The organism is Caballeronia novacaledonica, assembly GCF_900258035.1.
Taxonomy (GTDB): domain Bacteria; phylum Pseudomonadota; class Gammaproteobacteria; order Burkholderiales; family Burkholderiaceae; genus Caballeronia; species Caballeronia novacaledonica.
In genome coordinates, this window is record NZ_OGTP01000037.1 from 1 (window position 1) to 19,619 (window position 19,619).

The following is a 19,619-nucleotide window of genomic DNA, read 5'->3' on the forward strand; positions in this document are numbered from 1 at the left end:
TCGACTCATCGATGCTCCCACACCCTTTCCCGATAATTAAACCAGAGGTGTTGCATCGACCGGTTGAATCCGCCGCTTTCCCCATCCAAAGCGCTTAATGCCGGCCGCGGCACAGGCGATTGACCTAATGGCCCCCAGAGTGTTAATTCTTTTGCCGGATCCCGTATTCGAGTCGGTCTATTAGCACTGCCCCTGTGCGGGGCGGCAGTCACTTTCTTTGCTGCTGCAAAGAAAGTAACCAAAGAAAGCAGCTTCTCCCATCCAAAGTGCTTCACGCCGGCCGCGGCACAGGCGATTGACCTAATGGCCCCCAGAGTAGCGAGTGCCCTCAACGGTCTTATCGGGCTTGGTTCGCGCACGGTCTGCCATCACTCGCCATATAACGAACTGGTTCAGCACCAAATAGCTCCAGCCCGCTTCGCGGCTGACCGGTCAATCGGGTCCGGCGCGCGCTTTCTTGCTAACGCCGCCATCTCACGGCGGTCGTTATTCGTCGGTTTCCCTTGCAGACCCAGCGGCAGCGCGCAGCGCTGTGCCGAAGCTATTTCGTGCTGAACCAGCGCCCTAAAACACGCGGTACGGCAGACCGTGCGCGAGCCAAGCCCGGTGATTGTTGTGAGGGCACTCTTTAGGCGAGTGCCAATTTGAGGGAGAAAATTGGCCAAGTTGCGTGTGACCGCGGGCCTGAAAAGCTGCTTTCTTTGGTTACTTTCTTTGCAGCAGCAAAGAAAGTGACTGCCGCCCCGCACAGGGGCAACGCTTATAGACCACTAAGAAAACGGGATCCGGCGACAACCCAAGCGAACCCAAAAACCACCTACGCGGCCAGCGACTTCCTCGAAGCCGTCCGCGAAGCCGGAAACCTGACGATAAACGTACTCCCCTTCCCCACTTCGCTCTTCACATCGAGTTCCGCATTGTGCCGTTGCAGCACATGCTTGACGATAGCCAACCCGAGCCCGGTTCCACCCGTATCCCGCGACCGGCTACGATCCACGCGATAAAACCGCTCCGTCAGCCGCGGAATATGCTCGGCCGGAATGCCGAGCCCGCTGTCCCGCACGGTGAACACCGCGCGCTCCTTCAAGCGCTGCCATGTCACTTCGATCGTCCCGCCATCCGGCGTGTAACGCACCGCGTTAGTCACGAGATTCCCAAGCGCGCTCATCACTTCGGTTTCGGCGCCGGCGATCGTCAGCGCATCGTCGCTATGAAACGTGATGCGATGCCGCCCGTTCGACAGATTGTTCGCATCGTCCTCCAGATGACGCATCACGGCACGCATGTCGAGCAGATCGTCCCCGGGCGGACGCATGTCGCCTTCCAGATTGGCGAGCACGAGCAGATCGCGCACGATGTTCTGCATACGCGAGGCCTGCTGCTCCATCATGTCGAGATAGCGCATGCGGTCGGTTTCATCGAGCGGCAACTCGCGCATGGTTTCGAGAAAGCCGGAAAGCACGGTCAACGGCGTCTTCAGTTCATGCGACACGTTGGCGACGAAGTCGCGCCGCATCGAATCCGTGCGTTCGAGTTCGGTGATGTCCTGCGTGAGTATCAGCTTGCGATGGTCGCCATACGGAAACACCTGCACCGATACCGTGTACTTGCGGTTCACGCCCATGCCGCGCATCACGAGCATCTCTTCGTAATGGTGCGCGTTCAGATAGCGGACGAAATCCGGCTGACGCACGAGATGCGTGATGTGCTGGCGCAAGTCGCGCTTGGCATCGAGCCCGAAATGCTTCTCGGCGATCGCGTTGCACCACTCGATCTGATCGTGATCGTCGAGCATCGCGACGCCGTTCGGCGATGCCTGGATCGCCTGGATGAAGCGCGCATGCTGTTGCTCGACCTGACGCACTTGCGCATGCCAGCGCTTCGCGAGCTTGTGCAGCCGATAGTAGATTTCGCCCCAGATGCCGAGCGCGCTCGGCACTTCGCCGTAGACCGGCGCTTCGAGCAGGCGCCACAGGCGCTGCATGTGATAGGTGACGAAGAAGCCTTGCACGACGAGCATGAGCACCGCAAAGGCGAGCGCGACGCGCACGCCCACCAGCGCGCCGATCGCGGCGCTAAGCGCGGCGAGCAGCGCGAGGGACACGATCGCACGCGTCCAGATGATGTTCATGTTGTCGGTGAGTCTGAGTGACGTTGATGCGGAACGTTAAAGCGGATGACGCCAGGCCCGGACTCAGGCACTCTTCGCAAGCCGGTATCCGCTGCCGCGAACCGTTTCGATCATAGCATCGCAGCCCGCCGGCTTGAGCGCGGCACGCAGACGCTTGATATGCACATCGACCGTGCGCTCTTCGACGAACACGTGATCGCCCCACACCTGATCCAGCAATTGCGTGCGGCTATGCACGCGCTCCGGATGCGTCATGAAAAAATGCAGCAGCCGGAATTCGGTCGGGCCGAGATCGAGCTTGATGTCGTTGCCAGAATGACTCGCCGCCACACGATGCGTCGCCGGATCGAGACGCAGGCCGTTGATCGCGACCACGTCTTCCGTCAGCTGCGGCGCGCGACGGCGCAGCACCGCCTTGATGCGCGCCATCAGTTCCTTCGGCGAGAACGGCTTCGTGACGTAGTCGTCCGCGCCGATCTCGAGGCCGAGCACCTTGTCCTGCTCGTCGCCGCGCGCGGTCAGCATGATGATCGGGATGTGCTTCGTGCGCTCGTTGTTGCGCAGGTCGCGCGCGAACGAGATGCCCGACTTGCCCGGCAACATCCAGTCGAGCAGTACGAGGTCGGGCAGCACGTCGCTGATCAGGTTTTGCGCCTGCTCCGCGTTATAGGCGCGAATCGGGCAATGTCCCGCATGTTGAAGATTCACCGAAATCAGTTCGGAGATCGCGGGTTCGTCTTCGACGACGAGGATACTGCTGGGCATCGGCACCTCTTGACCTTTTGCTTGAGTTAAAACGATTGCGCGGCCGACGATCAGCTGAGCGCCTCGCGCTCGAGCTGTTCGCGCGAGATATGGCGCACGTCCGTGCCCTTCACGATGTAGATGATGAACTCGGCGATGTTCTTCGCGTGATCGCCGATGCGCTCCACCGCCTTCGCGATGAACAGATAGTCGAGGCCCGCCGAAATCGTGCGCGGATCTTCCATCATGTAAGTCACGAGCTTGCGCACGAAGGCGCGGAATTCATCGTCGATGGCTTTGTCGTCGCGCACGATCTGCGCGGCGGCCACCGTGTCGAGACGCGCGAACGCATCGAGCGCGCGGCGCAGGATCGACACGGCCATCTCGCCCGACAGCTTGATCTCGGCGATGTTCACCGTGCGGCCGCCGCCGTCTTCGTTGATGCGCTTCACGCGCTTCGCGATTTTCTCGGCTTCGTCGCCGGCGCGTTCGAGGTTCGTGATCGTCTTCGAGATCGCCATGAGCAGACGCAGGTCGCGCGCAGCCGGCTGACGGCGCGCGATGATGTTGCTGCAGTCTTCGTCGATCTCGACTTCCATGGTGTTCAGGCGCGCTTCGGCGGCGATCACCTGATCCGCGATGCCGATATCGAATTCGTTCAGCGCCTGCATCGCGTTGATGATCTGCGACTCGACCAGACCGCCCATTTCCAGCACTTTCGACGACACCGCGTTGAGATCGGCGTCGAACTGGCTCGAGAGGTGTTTATCGGACATATATGCTCCTTAAGCCTTCCTGTTTGACCTGGCTGACCGTCAGCCGAAGCGGCCCGTGATGTAGTCTTCCGTTTCCTTGCGGGCCGGCTTGATGAAGATCTTTTCGGTATCGCCGAATTCGATCAATTCACCGAGGTACATATAGGCAGTGTAGTCCGAACAACGCGCCGCCTGCTGCATGTTGTGAGTCACGATGACAACCGTGTAATCGCTTTTCAGTTCCGCGATCAGCTCTTCGATCCGGCCCGTCGAAATCGGGTCGAGCGCCGAGCAAGGTTCGTCGAGCAACAGCACTTCCGGGCGGATCGCGATGCCGCGCGCGATGCAAAGGCGCTGCTGCTGGCCGCCCGACAGACCGTAGCCGCTCTGTTGCAGCTTGTCCTTCACTTCGGTCCAGAGCGCCGCTTTCGTAAGCGCCCATTCGACGCGGTCGTCCATCTCCGAGCGCGAAAGCTGCTCGAACATCTTCACGCCGAACGCGATGTTGTCGTAGATCGACATCGGAAACGGCGTCGGCTTCTGGAACACCATGCCGACGCGCGCGCGCAGGAGCGAGATGTCCTTCGTCGTGTCGAGCAGGTTGACGCCATCCATCAGGATTTCGCCTTCGCCGCGCTGCTCCGGATAGAGCGCGTACATCTTGTTGAACGTGCGCAGGAGCGTGGACTTGCCGCAACCCGACGGGCCGATGAAGGCCGTGACCTTCTTCTCCGGGATGCGCAAGTTGATGTTCTTCAGCGCGTGATACTTGTTGTAGAAGAAGTTGAGGTTCTTCACCTCGATCTTCGGCTTGATGGAATCCGCAGGCTGCGAGCTATGCGTCGGACGCACGCTGCCCGGCACGGGGCCGCGTTCGACCGGCGTTTCTTCAACCTTCGAATTCAGGTGGTTGACACCACTTTCGACCATATTCATGGAATCACTCCGCCCTTATTTCTTCGAGAAGATCGCACGCGCCAGGATATTCAGACCCAGCACGCCGAGCGTAATCAGGAACACACCGGCCCACGCGAGCGACTGCCACTGCGGGAACGGGCTCATCGCGAACTTGTAGATCGTCACCGGCAGGTTTGCCACCGGCTGATTCATGTCCCACGAGAAAAATTGATTCGACAGCGCCGTGAAAAGCAGCGGCGCGGTTTCGCCCGCGATACGCGCGATCGCCAGCAGCACGCCCGTCACGATGCCGCCGACCGACGCTTTCAGCGTGATCGACATCACCATCTTCCACTTCGGCGTGCCGAGTGCGAACGCGGCTTCACGCAACGCGTTCGGCACGAGCCTCAGCATGTTCTCGGTCGTGCGGATCACGATCGGAATCTGCAGCAGACCCAGCGCGATCACGCCGGCCCAGCCCGAGAAGCGGCCCATTCTGGCGACGACGATCGCATACACGAACAGACCGACGACGATCGAAGGCGCCGACAGCAGAATGTCGTTGATGAAGCGCGTCACGCTCGCGAGCCAGCGCTTCTGGCCGTACTCCGCGAGATACACGCCCGCGAGAATGCCGAGCGGCGTGCCGACGCACGTGGCAAGCACGACCAGCAACAGCGAGCCGACGATCGCGTTGGCGAGACCGCCGCCATCGGTGTTCGGCGGCGGCGTCGATTGCGTGAAGAGATCGATCGACAGACCGCCGATGCCGAGCTTGAGCGTGGTGTAGAGAATCCACACGAGCCAGATGAGGCCGAAGGCCATCGCGGCGAGCGAGAGCGTCAGCGCAACCGCATTCATGCCGCGGCGGCGGCTCTGCAGCTTCATGCGCGTGGCCTGCACGCGATCCGGATCCTGATTGAACGTAGCGGGACGGCTCATTATTTACGGCCCTCCCCGCGTTCCATGCGCAGAAGCATCAGCTTCGAAAGCGCGAGCACGAAGAACGTAATCACGAAGAGAATCAAACCGAGTTCCATCAGCGCCGAGGTATGCAGGCCGGGGCTCGCTTCCGCGAACTCGTTGGCGAGCGCCGAGGTGATGCTGTTTCCGGGCGAAAAGAGCGACACGTTGTCGAGCAGGTTCGTGTTGCCGATGACGAACGTGACCGCCATCGTTTCACCGAGCGCGCGGCCGAGGCCGAGCATGACGCCGCCGATCACACCGGCGCGCGTATAGGGCAACACGATCTTCCACATCACTTCCCAGGTCGTGCAGCCGATGCCGTACGCCGATTCCTTCAGCAGCACCGGCGTGACTTCGAACACGTCGCGCATCACGGACGCGATGTACGGGATGATCATGATCGCGAGAATCACGCCCGCGCACAGGATGCCGATACCAATCGGCGCGCCCTGGAAGAACATGCCGATGACGGGCACGTCGCCGAGCAGATGGCCGAGCGGCTTCTCGAAGTATTGCGCGAAGATCGGCGCGAATACGAGCAGGCCCCACATACCGTAGACGATCGACGGAATCGCCGCGAGCAGTTCGATCGCGACGCCGAGCGGGCGGCGCAGCCATGCGGGCGAAAGTTCCGTCAGGAAGAGCGCGATACCGAAGCTGACCGGCACCGCGATGATGAGCGCGATGATCGAGGTCGCGATGGTGCCGTAGATCGGCACGAGCGCGCCGAACATCTCGCTGGGCGGATCCCACTCCGAGCGCCACAGGAACGAGAGACCGAATTTCTGGATGGTCGGCATCGACGCCACGATCAGCGAAACGATGATGCCGCCAAGCAGAAGCAGCGTGATGACGGCCGCAAGCCGCGTCACGCCGCCGAAAATGATGTCGCCCATACGGCTGGGCGCGCGCTGGGTATGCGCCGCCGGCACCGCCGACGTTAAGTTGATGTCCGACATGGGAGCCTTGGTTTCGCTACGTGTCAGACCGCGCGGAGGCCTTTCGGCCCGCCGCGCGGCTTTCTTTGTTACGACTGTCCAGGCTAGAGAAGCTTAGGACAATTTCCAGCTACGGGTACTGCGCTTACTCTGCGACTGCCTTGCCCGACGCATCCTTGACCTTCGCCTTCCATTGCGTCTTGATTTCGGCGACGACCGATTCCGGCAACGTGATGTAGTCGAGATCGTTCGCAGCCTGGTTGCCGTTCTTGAAGGCCCAGTCGAAGAACTTCAGCGTTTCCGTGCCTTGCGCCGGCTTGTCTTGCGTCGCGTGCAGCAGCACGAAGGTCGCGCCGACGATCGGCCATGCGTCCTTGCCCGGCTCGTTCGTCAGGATCTGGTAGAACGACTTCGACCAGTCGGCGCCGGCAGCAGCAGCCTTGAACGTCTTCGTTTCCGGCTCGACGACCGTGCCAGCCTCGTTCTTCATGCCGACGTAGGTCATCTTGTTCTGCTTCGCGTACGCCCATTCGACGTAGCCGATCGCGCCCGGCAGACGCTGCACGAAGGCCGCGACGCCGTCGTTGCCCTTGCCGCCCGTGCCCGTCGGCCAGTTCACGGTCGAACCTTCGCCGACCTTCGACTTCCACTCGGGGTTGACCTTCGACAGGTAGTTCGTCCAGATGAAGCTGGTGCCCGAACCGTCAGCGCGGCGAACCACGGCGATGTCCGTATCCGGCAGCTTGACCTTCGGGTTCAGCGCGGCGATTGCCGGGTCGTTCCACTTCTTGATCTTGCCCAGATAGATGTCGCCGAGCACCTGGCCCGACAGCGTCACTTCGCCGGCCTTGAGGCCCGGCACGTTGATGACCGGCACGACGCCGCCAACCACCGTCGGGAACTGGAACAGGCCATCCTTCGCGAGTTCGTCATCTTTCAGCGGAGCGTCCGAGCCCGCGAAATCCACCGTCTTCGCGATGATTTGCTTGATACCGCCCGACGAGCCGATGCCTTGGTAGTTCACCTTGCCGCCGCCGGTTTTCTGGTAGGCATCCGCCCACTTGGTGTAGATCGGAGCTGCGAAGGTAGAACCCGCGCCGGTGATGTCGGCTGCTTGCGCGGAGATGGCGAACAGGGCGCCAATAACGCCGGCCAGCGCGGTTTGCATCAATTTCATTGAAACCTCCAGGGTTTGTGAGCGTGTGTCGTACGTGCGTGTGAGACGACACGCGAAATATAGGAGGTGTCTGTGACAGTAATATGAATATCTGTGAAGCCAACGTGACATTATGCTTACACCCTGAAAGTTCGAATATTCCGAGTTTGTCAAGGTCGTCGGGCAAATAAAAAGCGGGCCGCAGCCCGCTTTTAGCAAAATATTACAAAATTCAGTAAACGCCTACGAAGTCGCTTCCTTCACGACTTGCGCAATCGTTTCCGCGTACCGAACCGCGTCGTTTTGCGCCGACGCTTCGACCATCACGCGCAAGACCGGCTCGGTACCCGACGCACGAATCAGCACGCGACCGTGCGAGTTGAGGGAATGCTCGGCTTGCTCGACCGCGCGGCGAATCGCGTCGCTGCTCTTCCAGTCCGCGCCCGCGTTCATGCGCACGTTGATGAGTTTTTGCGGGAACAGGCTGACGCCGCGCAGTTGATCGGCGAGCGATTTGCCGCTGCGCTGGATCGCCGCCAGCACGAGGAGCGCCGAAACGATGCCGTCGCCGGTGGAATGGCGGTCGAGCGACAAGATGTGGCCCGAGCCTTCCGCGCCCAGCAGCCAGCCGTTTTCGCGCAGCTTTTCGAGCACGTAGCGGTCGCCGACCGCCGCCCGCACGAACTGCACGCCGGCTTCCTTCAGCGCCACTTCGACGGCCATGTTGGTCATCAGCGTGCCGACGGCGCCGTCCACCTTGCCGTCGGTCGCGATGCGGTCCTTGACCAGCACGTAGAGCAGCTCGTCGCCGTTATAGAGGCGGCCGGTCGAATCGACGATCTGCAAGCGGTCCGCGTCGCCGTCGAGCGCGATGCCGAGATCGGCCTTGTGCTCCAGCACGGCGCGCACGAGCGCGTCGGGGGCGGTCGCGCCGACGCCGTCGTTGATGTTGAAGCCGTTCGGCGACACTCCGATCGGCACGACTTCCGCGCCGAGTTCGTGGAACACGTGCGGCGCGACGTCGTACGCGGCGCCGTGCGCGCAATCGACCACGAGCTTTAGCCCGCGCAGGTCGAAGTTCGCCGGGAACGTGCTCTTGCAGAACTCGATGTATCGCCCGCCCGCGTCGTCGAGACGCCGCGCCTTGCCGAGTCGCTCGGACGGCGCGCACTCCATCGGTTGCTCGAGCTGGCGCTCGATTTCGAGTTCGACTTCATCGGGCAGCTTGTTGCCGTCGGCGGAGAAGAACTTGATGCCGTTGTCGTTATACGGATTGTGCGACGCGCTGATCACGACGCCCGCGGACAGGCGCAGCGCGCGCGTGAGGTACGCGACGCCCGGCGTGGGCATCGGGCCGGCCAGCATGACGTCGACGCCCGCCGCCGAAAAGCCCGACTCCAGCGCGGCTTCGAGCATGTAGCCCGAGACGCGCGTGTCCTTGCCGATCAGCACCGTCGGCCGATTGCCCTTTTTCTGATGAGCGCGATCCGCGCCCGCCAGCACCTTGCCGGCCGCGTAGCCGAGCTTGAGTACGAAGTCCGGCGTGATCGGCTCGACGCCGACTCGCCCGCGAATCCCGTCCGTTCCAAAATATTGACGTGCCATTGTTGCTTGACCCTCCTCGCGGCCGTAAGGCGCTTGTTATCAGTCCGCGATTTTTAGTTAATGAGTTCTATCGGCGCGCGCCTGCGCCCAATTCCTGATACTTGAGGCCAGTATCAATGATGCCCATTCCGGGCGGCATTCTTTGTGGCCTGCCAGACTTTCAGCGCATCGACGGTTTCGGCGACGTCGTGCACCCGGATGGTCGCCGCACCCCGCTCGGCCGCACAGACCGCACCGGCCACGCTCGCGGCGAGCCGCTCACCGGCGCCGCGTCCGGTCACGGCGCCGAGCATCGATTTGCGCGACATGCCCGCGAGCAACGGGAAGTTCGCCCCCGCCGGCAACGTCGCGGTGAGGTGCGCGAGCAACGCGTAATTATGCTCGACCGTCTTCCCGAATCCGAAGCCCGGATCGAGACTGACGCGCTCCGCCGCGATGCCTGCGCGCCCGAGCGCCGCGACGCGCTCCGCGAAGAACGCGCGCACGTCGGCGACGACGTCCTCGTACACCGGATCGTGGAGTTGCATCGTGCGCGGCTCACCCAGCATGTGCATCACGCAAAGGCCGCACTCGCTGTCCTTGACGGCGTCGAGCGCGCCTTCCTGACGCAGACCCCAGATATCGTTGATGAGATCCGCGCCGGCCGCGAGCGCCGCGCGCATCACGGCTGGCTTGTAAGTATCGACGGACAGCGGCACCTTCATGGCCCGGAGCGCCTCGACGATCGGCACGACGCGTTCCAGTTCCTCATCGAGCGGCACGGGCGGCGCGCCGGGACGCGTGGATTCTCCGCCGATGTCGATGATGTCGGCGCCATCGGTGAGCATCTGCTCGGCGCGCGCGAGTGCGGCATCGCGCAATACGAACCGGCCGCCGTCCGAGAACGAATCCGGCGTAACGTTGAGAATGCCCATGACGAGCGGGCGTTCGAAGGTCAGCGTAAAGCGCCCGCATTGAAGCGGCGCTGCTGAAAGCGGGGATGAGATCGGTGTGGTCAAGCGAGTGGGAGCGAAGCGGAAATCTAAAATTGGGACGCGGCACAATCGGCTTGGCGCAGCGTGCGCGTTCAGCGTTTCGTTAAAAACTGCGGGCCGTAAAGCGAAAATGGGCCGGCGTGCTGTGCACACCGGCCCACGAACGAACGCAGAAACCTTACGCCGTTGCCGGCGCGTTGCCCGGCTTGACCTCGGTACCGCTGCTGCCACCCGACGGCGTGTCGCCCGACGGAGGCGGCAGATTCTTCGGCGGACGCGGCGGGCGATCCGACATGATGTCGCCGATCTGGTCCGCGTCGATGGTTTCCCATTCGAGCAGCGCCTTGGTCATCGCCTCGACCTTGTCGCGGTTGTCTTCCAGCAGCTTGCGAGCGAGTGCGTACTGCTCGTCCAGAATGCGGCGGATTTCCGCATCGACCTTTTGCTGCGTGGCTTCGGACACCGATTTCGCACCCATCTTGCCGAACATGCCGTTGTCTTCGGTATCGACGTAAACCATCGTGCCGAGCACGTCCGACATGCCGTAACGCGTCACCATGTCGCGCGCCATTTTCGTCGCGCGCTCGAAGTCGTTCGAAGCACCCGTCGACATCGAGTTCAGGAACACTTCCTCAGCCGCCCGACCACCGAACAGGATGGCAATTTCCTCGAGCATCTTGTCGCGATACAGATTCACGCGATCATGCTCCGGCAATTGCCAAGTGACGCCAAGCGCCCAGCCGCGCGGCATGATCGTGACCTTGTGCACCGGATCGGCGTGCGGGAGCAGCTTCGCCACCACCGCGTGACCGGATTCGTGATACGCCGTATTGCGGCGCTCTTCTTCACGCATGACCGCCGACTTGCGCTCCGGACCCATGAAGATTTTGTCCTTCGCGTCCTCGAAATCCTGCATCTCGACGATGCGCTTGCCGCGCCGCGCCGCGAACAGCGCGGCTTCGTTCACGAGGTTCGCGAGGTCCGCGCCCGAGAAACCCGGCGTGCCGCGTGCGATGACCGACGCGTCCACGTCGTTCGCGATCGGCACCTTGCGCAGATGCACCTTCATGATGTGCTCGCGGCCGCGGATATCCGGCAGACCGACGTAGACCTGACGGTCGAAACGGCCCGGGCGGAGCAGCGCCTTATCGAGCACGTCCGAGCGGTTCGTCGCCGCGATCACGATGACGCCCGAATTCGCCTCGAAGCCGTCCATTTCGACGAGCATCTGGTTAAGCGTCTGCTCGCGCTCGTCGTTGCCGCCGCCCATGCCGGCGCCGCGATGACGACCGACCGCGTCGATTTCGTCGATGAACACGATACACGGCGCATGCTTCTTCGCCTGCTCGAACATGTCGCGCACACGAGCCGCGCCGACACCGACGAACATTTCCACGAAGTCCGAACCCGAAATGCTGAAGAACGGCACCTTCGCTTCACCCGCGATCGCGCGCGCCAGCAGCGTCTTGCCGGTTCCCGGAGGACCGACCAGCAGCACACCGCGCGGAATACGTCCGCCCAGCTTCTGGAACTTCTGCGGATCGCGCAGGAAGTCCACCAGTTCCGACACTTCTTCCTTGGCCTCGTCGCAGCCCGCGACGTCGGTGAAATTGATTGCGTTGTTGTTCTCGTCGATCAGCCGCGCTCGCGACTTCCCGAACGAAAACGCCCCGCCTTTGCCGCCCCCCTGCATCTGCCTCATCATGTAGAACCAGAACCCGATGATCAGGATCGTGGGCCCGAGGTAGTAAAGCGCGGAGACGAGGGCATTCGGTTCATCGTCAGCTTTTCCGCTGACCTGAACGCCGTATTTCATCAGATCGCCGACCATCCAGATGTCGCCGGGCGACACGATCTGGTATTTCTGGCCGTCGCTCGGAGTAACCGTGAGATTGCGGCCCTGAACGGTGACGTTCTTGACTTTGCCGTTCTTCGCGTCGTCCATGAACTGCGAATACGACACACCTTCCTGGACGCGGGGCTTATCGAACTGCTTGAACACCGTAAACAGCACCAGTGCGATCACGAGCCACACTGCCGCTTTAGAGAACATATTGTTGTTCAAAGCACCACTCCTCACTCATAGACGGGCGCCTACATAAACCTTGCGACGCCACAAAAGCATTCTAATCCAGACCGCTAACCCCTGCCATAAGGTTTATCTACCGCACAAATAGCGGCAGACAGGCATTTTTCGGCATAATCCGCGCAAATATCGCAGATTTTCGCCAAACTGGCTGAGCGGGCCTTTCAGTTCGGGTGCTTGAGCCGCCGCCCGAGAATAAAAGTCTCCGACGATTTATCGCGAGAGGCCTTCGGCTTGCGCGGCGCCACCACTTTGAACTGGTGCTTGAACTTTTCGACGATCTGACTGTAACCGCTGCCATGAAAACATTTGACCAGCAGCGCCCCCTCCGGTTTCAGGTGGTTCTGCGCGAACTCCAGCGCCAGATCGCAGAGATGCTCGATGCGCGCCGCATCCGCACTCGCCACGCCGGAGAGGTTGGGGGCCATGTCGGAAATAACAAGGTCCACCTGACGCTCGCCGACGATTTCACCGAGTTGCGCCAGCACCTCGTCTTCGCGGAAGTCGCCCTGGATGAACGTGACGTCCGCAATCGGCTCCATCGGCAGAATATCCAGCGCGATGATCGTGCCGTCGATGCCGCCTTCGCGTTCGGTGTCCCGCTTCGCGCCCTGCGCGAGCTTGTTGCGCGCGTACTGGCTCCAGCTTCCGGGCGTCGAACCGAGATCGACGATGACCTGCCCCGGCTTGATGAGCTTGTCCTGCTCGTCGATTTCCTTCAGCTTGTACGCGGCGCGCGCGCGGTAGCCCTCGCGCTGCGCCATCTTCACGTAAGGGTCGTTGATGTGGTCGTGCAACCACGATTGATTAAAACGGTTCTTTGCCATTCAAACTGAGCTCATGTGGCGCGCTGACAGCGCGCCCGGTGCGTATTTTGCTGCATCGCGCGATGCTTTTAGCGGATAATACGCGTCTTGTCGGCCGGACCGGACCTCGGGCGCTCACGTGCGCCGAAACCCGGCATCCGGCCTGTTCTGTTTTCTGGTGGGCGGTGGCGCGTTCGATGCGCCGCAGTTCCGGCGCGAATCAGCCACCGTTGCGTGCGCTTTCGCTTCGGCGTGTTCAAACCGCCTCACGAGCGCCACTCACGCCGCCCACATTTTAGTCGAGTCCCAAATCTCTCATGCCAGCCCTTAAACTCTCCCCCGCCGAACGCGCCGATCTGCGCTCCCAGGCCCATGCGCTCAAGCCCGTCGTGCTCGTCGGCGCGGAGGGTCTGACCGATGCCGTGCTGAAAGAGATCAGCGTGCACCTCGAAGCGCACCAGCTCATCAAGATCCGCGTATTCGGCGACGAACGCGAAGCGCGCATCGAAATTTACGACGAAATCTGCGATCGCCTGAACGCCGCGCCCATTCAGCATATCGGCAAGCTGCTCGTGATCTGGAGACCCGAAGGCGCCGCGCCGAAGAGCCGCGCGACCCGCACGCGCAGCACGATGCCGCCGAGCGCGGGCGAAGCCGCCGAGCGCGAGACCAAGGGCCGCGCGCCGCGCACCGTCAAGGCGGTGAAGATCACGCGCGATGCGCCCGCGTTCAAGAAACCGAAGAAGACCACGCTGAAAGTGCTCGGCAACGAGCGCGTAACGGCCGGCGGCAACGTGAAGCGTGCGAAGAAGCGTCAGGCCAGTTCGAAGCGCCAGCATCAGGCCACGAAGTGATCGAACGGCGCGGGCGTTTTCGCTTCAACGCACGCGCCGTCCGGCAACCTTTGCGATTCAGCTACGCGCTCGTTTCGCCGCCACCTTCGCTGACTTGCCTTTCGGCACGATCCTGGCCGGCGCTGCGCCCGGCAGGCGCCACACCAGCACGATGCCGAACAGGCATTCGAGCAGATAGATCGCGCTCGAAATGCCGTGCAGCACGCCGAATTCCCGTGCATACGGCGAGCTCGCCAGATCGGTGCCCGCTTCCTGCGCGGCCATGCGCAGCGAGTTCATGAACGGCTGCAAGGCAAAGTAGCCGATCAGCACGCACAGAAGCATCGCCGCGACGATCCACCGCACTCGCTTGTAGTCGACGATGCCGCTTTTCACGAAGCGATTGCCGATCAGGATCAGCACAAGCGCGCTGACCACGCCGATGATCGCCTCGATCCTGAAGAGTTGCGCCGCCACCGAACCCGCCGACGTGCGGTCGAGCATCGAAAAGAGGACGGGCGCGGCGACGAGGCCCAAGGTCAGCAAGCTGCCGACCCAGACCATGCTGACGGTGCGAAAGAGCCGGTGCTCCATCAGACGTAACGCACCGCGATGATTTCGTACTCGCGCGCGCCGCTCGGTGCCTGCACCGACGCCACGTCGCCTTCCGATTTCGCGATGAGCGCGCGCGCGATCGGCGAGCTCACCGAGATGAGACCGTGATCGATATTCGCTTCGTCGTCGCCGACGATCTGATACGTCACCGTGTCGCCCGACTCCAGATCTTCCAGTTCGACCGTCGCGCCGAACACCACGCGGCCTTCGGCCTCGACCTGCGTCGGGTCGATCACCTGCGCAGCGGCGAGCTTCGACTCGATGTCAGCGATGCGGCCCTCGATGAAACCCTGCTTTTCCTTCGCGGCATCGTATTCCGCGTTTTCCGACAAGTCGCCTTGCGCGCGGGCTTCCGCGATCGCGTTGATGACCGCCGGACGCTCCACGGCCTTCAGGCGCTGCAATTCGTCGCGCAGCAACTCCGCGCCGCGCTTTGTCAAAGGAATCGTGCTCATAGACCACTCACAAACAATTTCGTCAAAAAAATTACCGCGGTTAAGCGCATCTCCCGAGGGAAGGAGACGCCGCTTAACCGCGGCTCGTGATGCTTAGACCTGTAATCGAAGCCTTAGTTTAGGCGAGCATGCAGCCCTTGTAAATCATAGACTTCCAGATCGCGCAGATAACGCAGGCCCTCGACCGCCGCGCGCGCGCCCGACATGGTCGTGTAGTACGTGACCTTGTTGGCCTGCGCGCTCATGCGGATCGAACGCGAATCGGCGATGGCGGCGCGCGTTTCGTCGACGGTCGTGAACACGAGCGCGATCTCGCCGTTCTTGATCATGTCGACGATGTGCGGACGGCCGTCCTTCACCTTGTTCACGACCTTCACCGGCACGCCCGCCGCCGCGATGGCCGCCGCCGTGCCCTTCGTCGCGACGATCGGATAGCCGAGTTCGTGCAGCATCTGCGCGACTTCGACGGCCTTCGGCTTGTCGGCGTCCATCACCGTCAGCAGCACCGTGCCCGATTCCGGCAGACGCGAACCGGCCGCGAGCTGCGACTTGAAGAGCGCTTCGCCGAACGTGCGGCCCACGCCCATCACTTCGCCGGTCGAACGCATTTCCGGTCCGAGCACCGGATCGACCGCCGGGAACTTGACGAACGGGAACACGGCTTCCTTCACGCTGAAGTACGGCGGAATCACTTCCTTCGTCACGCCCTGCTGCTTCAGCTTCTGACCGACCATCGCGCGCGCGGCGATCTTCGCGAGCGGCAGGCTCGTCGCCTTCGACACATACGGCACCGTGCGCGACGCACGCGGATTCACTTCCAGCACGTAGATGACGTCCTTTTTCGAGCCGTCGTCCTGCGGTACTTGCTGAATGGCGAACTGCACGTTCATCAGGCCGACGACGTTCAGCGCCTTCGCCATTGCGGCGGTTTGCCGCTTCAGCTCGTCGACGGTTTCCTTCGACAGCGAGTACGGCGGCAGCGAGCACGCCGAGTCGCCCGAGTGCACGCCCGCCTGTTCGATGTGCTCCATCACGCCGCCGATGAACACGTCGTCGCCATCGGAGATGCAGTCGACGTCGCATTCGATCGCGTCGTTCAGGAAGCGGTCGAGCAGCACCGGCGAGTCGTTCGACACCTTCACGGCCTCGCGCATGTAGCGTTCGAGATCGCGCGGCTCATGCACGATTTCCATCGCGCGGCCACCCAGCACGTACGACGGACGCACGACGAGCGGATAACCGATTTCCTCGGCCAGCTTGAGCGCTTCGTCTTCCGCGCGCGCCGTGCGATTCGGCGGCTGGCGCAGGTCGAGATCCTTCAGCAGCTTCTGGAAGCGCTCGCGATCTTCGGCGGCATCGATCATGTCCGGCGAAGTGCCGATGATCGGCACACCGTTCGCTTCGAGATCGAGCGCGAGCTTGAGCGGCGTCTGACCGCCGTACTGCACGATCACGCCGACCGGCTTTTCGAGATCGACGATTTCGAGCACGTCTTCCAGCGTCAGCGATTCGAAGTACAGACGGTCGGACGTGTCGTAGTCGGTCGAAACGGTTTCCGGGTTGCAGTTGACCATGATGGTTTCATAGCCGTCCTCGCGCATCGCGAGCGCGGCGTGCACGCAGCAATAGTCGAACTCGATGCCCTGCCCGATCCGGTTCGGGCCGCCGCCCAGCACCATGATCTTCTTCTTGTCCGTCGGATTCGCTTCGCACTCTTCCTCGTAGGTCGAGTACATGTAGGCGGTCTTCGTCGCGAACTCGGCCGCGCACGTGTCCACGCGTTTGTAGACCGGACGCACCTTCATTTCGTGACGCTTCTTGCGCACGTCGTCTTGCGTCGAGCCGGTCAGCTTCGCGAGACGCCGATCCGAGAAGCCGCTCTTCTTCAGATACAGCAGTTCGTCCTTCGTGAGACTCTCGAGCGTGCGGCTTTCGAGCGCCTTTTCCTTCAGGATGATCTGTTCGATCTGCGCGAGGAACCACGGATCGATCGACGTCTCTTCGAAGATCTCTTCCATCGTCAGGCCGAGACGGAACGCGTCGCCGAGATACCAGATGCGGTCCGGGCCAGGCTCGCCGATTTCACGGATGACTTCGTCGCGGCTCTGGGTCTTTTCATCGAGGCCGTCGACGCCGACTTCGAGACCGCGCAGCGCCTTCTGGAACGACTCCTGGAACGTGCGGCCCATCGCCATGACTTCGCCGACGGACTTCATCTGCGTCGTGAGGCGCGAATCGGCTTCGCGGAATTTTTCGAACGCGAAGCGCGGCACCTTCGTCACGACGTAATCGATCGTCGGTTCGAACGAGGCCGGCGTCTGGCCGCCGGTGATTTCGTTCTTGAGTTCGTCGAGCGTGTAGCCGCATGCGAGTTTCGCGGCGACCTTGGCGATCGGAAAACCCGTCGCCTTCGATGCCAGCGCGGACGAGCGCGACACGCGCGGATTCATCTCGATGACGACCATGCGGCCATCCTTCGGGTTGATCGCGAACTGCACGTTCGAGCCGCCCGTATCGACGCCGATCTCGCGCAGCACCGCGAGCGACGCGTTTCGCAGCACCTGATACTCCTTGTCGGTGAGCGTCTGCGCGGGCGCGACGGTGATGGAATCGCCGGTATGCACGCCCATCGGATCGAGGTTTTCGATCGAGCACACGATAATGCAGTTGTCCTTTTTATCGCGGACCACTTCCATTTCGTACTCTTTCCAGCCGAGCAGCGATTCTTCGATCAGCAGTTCGCGCGTCGGCGACAGATCGAGGCCGCGGCGGCAAATCTCTTCGAACTCTTCCTTGTTGTACGCGATGCCGCCGCCCGAGCCGCCCAGCGTGAACGACGGACGGATGACGGTCGGATAACCGCCGCTGCCGGTGGCTTCCGCGATCTGCGCCTGCACGGCGAGCGCTTCTTCCATCGAATGCGCAATGCCCGACTTGGCCGAACCGAGGCCGATCTTGGTCATCGCGTCCTTGAACTTCTGGCGGTCTTCCGCCTTGTCGATCGCTTCCGGCGACGCGCCGATCAGCTCGACGTCGTACTTCTCCAGCACGCCGTGATGGAAAAGGTCCAGCGCGCAGTTCAGCGCGGTCTGTCCGCCCATGGTCGGCAGGATCGCATCGGGGCGTTCCTTCGCGATGATGCGCTCGACCACTTCCCACGAAATCGGCTCGATGTAGGTGACGTCGGCCGTATTCGGATCGGTCATGATCGTCGCCGGATTGCTGTTGACGAGGATGACCTTGTAGCCTTCCTCACGCAGCGCTTTACAGGCCTGCGCGCCCGAATAATCGAACTCGCACGCCTGGCCGATGATGATCGGGCCCGCGCCGATGATGAGGATGCTCTTGATGTCTGTGCGCTTCGGCATAACTGCTCTCGATATATATGTTCGGTACTTTTAGGCGGCGACCTTCGCCGACTCCATCAGCTTGATGAAGCGGTCGAACAGATACGCGATGTCGTGCGGGCCGGGCGACGCTTCCGGGTGACCCTGGAAACAGAACGCGGGCTTGTCCGTGAGCGCGAAGCCTTGCAGCGTGCCGTCGAAGAGCGAGACGTGCGTGACCTTCGCGTTGGCGGGCAGAGTGGACGCATCGACCGCGAAGCCGTGGTTCTGCGACGTGATGACCACACGCCCGTCTTCCATGTCCTTCACCGGGTGGTTCGCGCCGTGGTGGCCGGTCTTCATCTTCATCGTCTTCGCGCCGACCGCGAGACCCATGATCTGATGACCGAGGCAGATGCCGAACGTCGGAATGCCGCGCTCGATGAACGCCTTCGTCGCAGCGATGGCGTAGTCGCACGGTTCCGGATCGCCGGGGCCGTTCGACAGGAAGATGCCGTCCGGATTGAGCGCGAGCGCGTCAGCGGCGGTCGATTGCGCCGGCAGCACGGTCACGTGGCAACCGCGCTCGGCCAGCATGCGCAGAATGTTGAACTTCACGCCGTAGTCGAACGCGACGACGCGGAACTTCGGCGCTTCCTGCTTGCCGTAGCCGCTGCCGAGACGCCATTCGGTCTGCGTCCATTCGTAGTTCTTTTCCGTCGATACGACCTTCGCGAGGTCCATGCCCGCGAGACCGGGGAACGAGCGCGCGAGGCCGAGCGCCTTCGCTTCGTCGTCGGTGCCGGCGAGAATGCAGCCGTTCTGCGCGCCCTTCTCGCGCAGGATGCGCGTGAGCTTGCGCGTGTCGATGCCCGCGATCGCGACGACGCCTTGCGCTTTCAGGTAATCGGAGAGCGTCTGCTCGGAGCGGAAGTTCGACGCGAGCACCGGCAGGTCGCGAATGATGAGGCCGGCGGCATGGACTTTGGTGGCTTCGACGTCTTCGGCGTTCACGCCGTAGTTGCCGATGTGCGGATAGGTCAGCGTGACGATCTGGCGCGCATAGCTCGGATCGGTCAGGATTTCCTGATAACCGGTGATGGCGGTGTTGAACACCACTTCGCCGATCGTCGAACCGGCGGCGCCGATCGATTGACCACGAAAGACCGTGCCGTCGGCAAGTGCGAGGAGTGCGGGGGAAAATGACGGCAACACGGGAAGCTCCTTGGGGAACACCCTGTTACCGACCTGTCTGTCCGAAATTCAGGCTTGGCTTCCCTTCGCTCGAAGAACGAGGGTTTCCTTCGCAGAAGCGGCGGCTCGCGGGGCGCG

At 62.3% G+C, this 19,619-nt stretch carries 16 protein-coding genes; 1 reads left to right on the forward strand and 15 read right to left on the reverse strand.

Translation table 11 applies throughout. The features are described from left to right. Positions 1-817 precede the first annotated feature (817 nt). The 11 genes from phoR to NOV72_RS30215 all read right to left on the reverse strand — a co-directional run bounded on the left by phoR (position 818) and on the right by NOV72_RS30215 (position 13,079). Complete coding sequence (gene phoR, locus NOV72_RS30165; RefSeq protein ID WP_106858182.1) at positions 818-2,131, reverse strand: phosphate regulon sensor histidine kinase PhoR; 1,314 nt, start codon at positions 2,129-2,131, stop codon at positions 818-820. Between the two features lie 63 nt (positions 2,132-2,194). Further along, the gene (phoB, locus tag NOV72_RS30170) at positions 2,195-2,896 is read right to left on the reverse strand and encodes a phosphate regulon transcriptional regulator PhoB (protein ID WP_035501625.1); all 702 of its coding nucleotides are present in this window, start codon (positions 2,894-2,896) and stop codon (positions 2,195-2,197) included. A gap of 50 nt (positions 2,897-2,946) precedes the next feature. After that, a complete protein-coding gene (gene phoU, locus NOV72_RS30175) occupies positions 2,947-3,651 on the reverse strand; it encodes a phosphate signaling complex protein PhoU (protein ID WP_106858183.1) in 705 nt (234 codons plus the stop codon). Positions 3,652-3,690: 39 nt separating this feature from the next. Beyond that, a complete protein-coding gene (pstB, locus tag NOV72_RS30180; RefSeq protein ID WP_106858184.1) occupies positions 3,691-4,566 on the reverse strand; it encodes a phosphate ABC transporter ATP-binding protein PstB in 876 nt (291 codons plus the stop codon). A gap of 15 nt (positions 4,567-4,581) precedes the next feature. Continuing rightward, the gene (gene pstA / locus NOV72_RS30185; protein WP_106858185.1) at positions 4,582-5,469 is read right to left on the reverse strand and encodes a phosphate ABC transporter permease PstA; all 888 of its coding nucleotides are present in this window, start codon (positions 5,467-5,469) and stop codon (positions 4,582-4,584) included. Further along, on the reverse strand, positions 5,469-6,452 hold the full coding sequence (pstC, locus tag NOV72_RS30190) for a phosphate ABC transporter permease PstC (protein WP_106858186.1): 984 nt from the start codon (positions 6,450-6,452) through the stop codon (positions 5,469-5,471). The genes pstA and pstC overlap by 1 nt, the downstream gene beginning before the upstream one ends. A 124-nt stretch (positions 6,453-6,576) precedes the next feature. Next, positions 6,577-7,608, reverse strand: a complete 1,032-nt coding sequence (gene pstS, locus NOV72_RS30195; RefSeq protein ID WP_106858187.1) for a phosphate ABC transporter substrate-binding protein PstS — start codon at positions 7,606-7,608, stop codon at positions 6,577-6,579. Positions 7,609-7,830: 222 nt separating this feature from the next. After that, positions 7,831-9,192: a phosphoglucosamine mutase gene (gene glmM / locus NOV72_RS30200; protein ID WP_106858188.1), complete on the reverse strand. Its 1,362-nt coding sequence runs from the start codon at positions 9,190-9,192 to the stop codon at positions 7,831-7,833. A 113-nt stretch (positions 9,193-9,305) separates the two neighbouring features. Next, positions 9,306-10,106 carry a dihydropteroate synthase gene (gene folP, locus NOV72_RS30205; protein WP_146150066.1) on the reverse strand — a complete coding sequence of 267 codons (801 nt, stop codon included), beginning with the start codon at positions 10,104-10,106 and terminating at the stop codon, positions 9,306-9,308. A 238-nt stretch (positions 10,107-10,344) separates the two neighbouring features. Then, a complete protein-coding gene (gene ftsH, locus NOV72_RS30210; protein ID WP_106858190.1) occupies positions 10,345-12,231 on the reverse strand; it encodes an ATP-dependent zinc metalloprotease FtsH in 1,887 nt (628 codons plus the stop codon). A 185-nt stretch (positions 12,232-12,416) separates the two neighbouring features. Next, positions 12,417-13,079, reverse strand: a complete 663-nt coding sequence (locus NOV72_RS30215) for an RlmE family RNA methyltransferase (protein WP_106858191.1) — start codon at positions 13,077-13,079, stop codon at positions 12,417-12,419. Positions 13,080-13,375: 296 nt separating this feature from the next. Between NOV72_RS30215 and NOV72_RS30220 the strand changes: the two genes are divergently transcribed. Then, on the forward strand, positions 13,376-13,912 hold the full coding sequence (locus NOV72_RS30220) for a YhbY family RNA-binding protein (RefSeq protein ID WP_106858192.1): 537 nt from the start codon (positions 13,376-13,378) through the stop codon (positions 13,910-13,912). 57 nt (positions 13,913-13,969) lie between these two features. Here NOV72_RS30220 and NOV72_RS30225 read toward each other — a convergent pair whose 3' ends face one another. The 4 genes from NOV72_RS30225 to carA all read right to left on the reverse strand — a co-directional run bounded on the left by NOV72_RS30225 (position 13,970) and on the right by carA (position 19,502). Continuing rightward, a complete protein-coding gene (locus NOV72_RS30225; RefSeq protein WP_106858193.1) occupies positions 13,970-14,485 on the reverse strand; it encodes a DUF4149 domain-containing protein in 516 nt (171 codons plus the stop codon). Then, positions 14,485-14,961, reverse strand: coding sequence for a transcription elongation factor GreA (greA, locus tag NOV72_RS30230; protein ID WP_106858194.1), 477 nt, complete (start codon positions 14,959-14,961; stop codon positions 14,485-14,487). Before greA ends, NOV72_RS30225 begins: the two co-directional genes overlap by 1 nt. 113 nt (positions 14,962-15,074) lie before the next feature. Next, entirely contained in the window at positions 15,075-18,329 is a 3,255-nt protein-coding gene (gene carB, locus NOV72_RS30235) for a carbamoyl-phosphate synthase large subunit (protein WP_106858195.1), read from the reverse strand. 30 nt (positions 18,330-18,359) lie between these two features. Continuing rightward, on the reverse strand, positions 18,360-19,502 hold the full coding sequence (gene carA, locus NOV72_RS30240) for a glutamine-hydrolyzing carbamoyl-phosphate synthase small subunit (RefSeq protein WP_106858211.1): 1,143 nt from the start codon (positions 19,500-19,502) through the stop codon (positions 18,360-18,362). Between the last annotated feature and the right edge of the window lie 117 nt (positions 19,503-19,619).

Excerpts from the sequence above, each read along its gene's own strand:
- pstC (WP_106858186.1), bottom strand. The coding sequence starts at position 6,452 with ATGTCGGACATCAACTTAACGTCGGCGGTGCCGGCGGCGCATACCCAG.
- NOV72_RS30220 (WP_106858192.1), top strand. The coding sequence starts at position 13,376 with ATGCCAGCCCTTAAACTCTCCCCCGCCGAACGCGCCGATCTGCGCTCC.
- phoB (WP_035501625.1), bottom strand. The coding sequence starts at position 2,896 with ATGCCCAGCAGTATCCTCGTCGTCGAAGACGAACCCGCGATCTCCGAA.
- folP (WP_146150066.1), bottom strand. The coding sequence starts at position 10,106 with ATGGGCATTCTCAACGTTACGCCGGATTCGTTCTCGGACGGCGGCCGG.
- phoU (WP_106858183.1), bottom strand. The coding sequence starts at position 3,651 with ATGTCCGATAAACACCTCTCGAGCCAGTTCGACGCCGATCTCAACGCG.
- pstA (WP_106858185.1), bottom strand. The coding sequence starts at position 5,469 with ATGAGCCGTCCCGCTACGTTCAATCAGGATCCGGATCGCGTGCAGGCC.
- pstS (WP_106858187.1), bottom strand. The coding sequence starts at position 7,608 with ATGAAATTGATGCAAACCGCGCTGGCCGGCGTTATTGGCGCCCTGTTC.
- pstB (WP_106858184.1), bottom strand. The coding sequence starts at position 4,566 with ATGAATATGGTCGAAAGTGGTGTCAACCACCTGAATTCGAAGGTTGAA.
- NOV72_RS30215 (WP_106858191.1), bottom strand. The coding sequence starts at position 13,079 with ATGGCAAAGAACCGTTTTAATCAATCGTGGTTGCACGACCACATCAAC.
- NOV72_RS30225 (WP_106858193.1), bottom strand. The coding sequence starts at position 14,485 with ATGGAGCACCGGCTCTTTCGCACCGTCAGCATGGTCTGGGTCGGCAGC.
- phoR (WP_106858182.1), bottom strand. The coding sequence starts at position 2,131 with ATGAACATCATCTGGACGCGTGCGATCGTGTCCCTCGCGCTGCTCGCC.
- greA (WP_106858194.1), bottom strand. The coding sequence starts at position 14,961 with ATGAGCACGATTCCTTTGACAAAGCGCGGCGCGGAGTTGCTGCGCGAC.
- glmM (WP_106858188.1), bottom strand. The coding sequence starts at position 9,192 with ATGGCACGTCAATATTTTGGAACGGACGGGATTCGCGGGCGAGTCGGC.
- carB (WP_106858195.1), bottom strand. The coding sequence starts at position 18,329 with ATGCCGAAGCGCACAGACATCAAGAGCATCCTCATCATCGGCGCGGGC.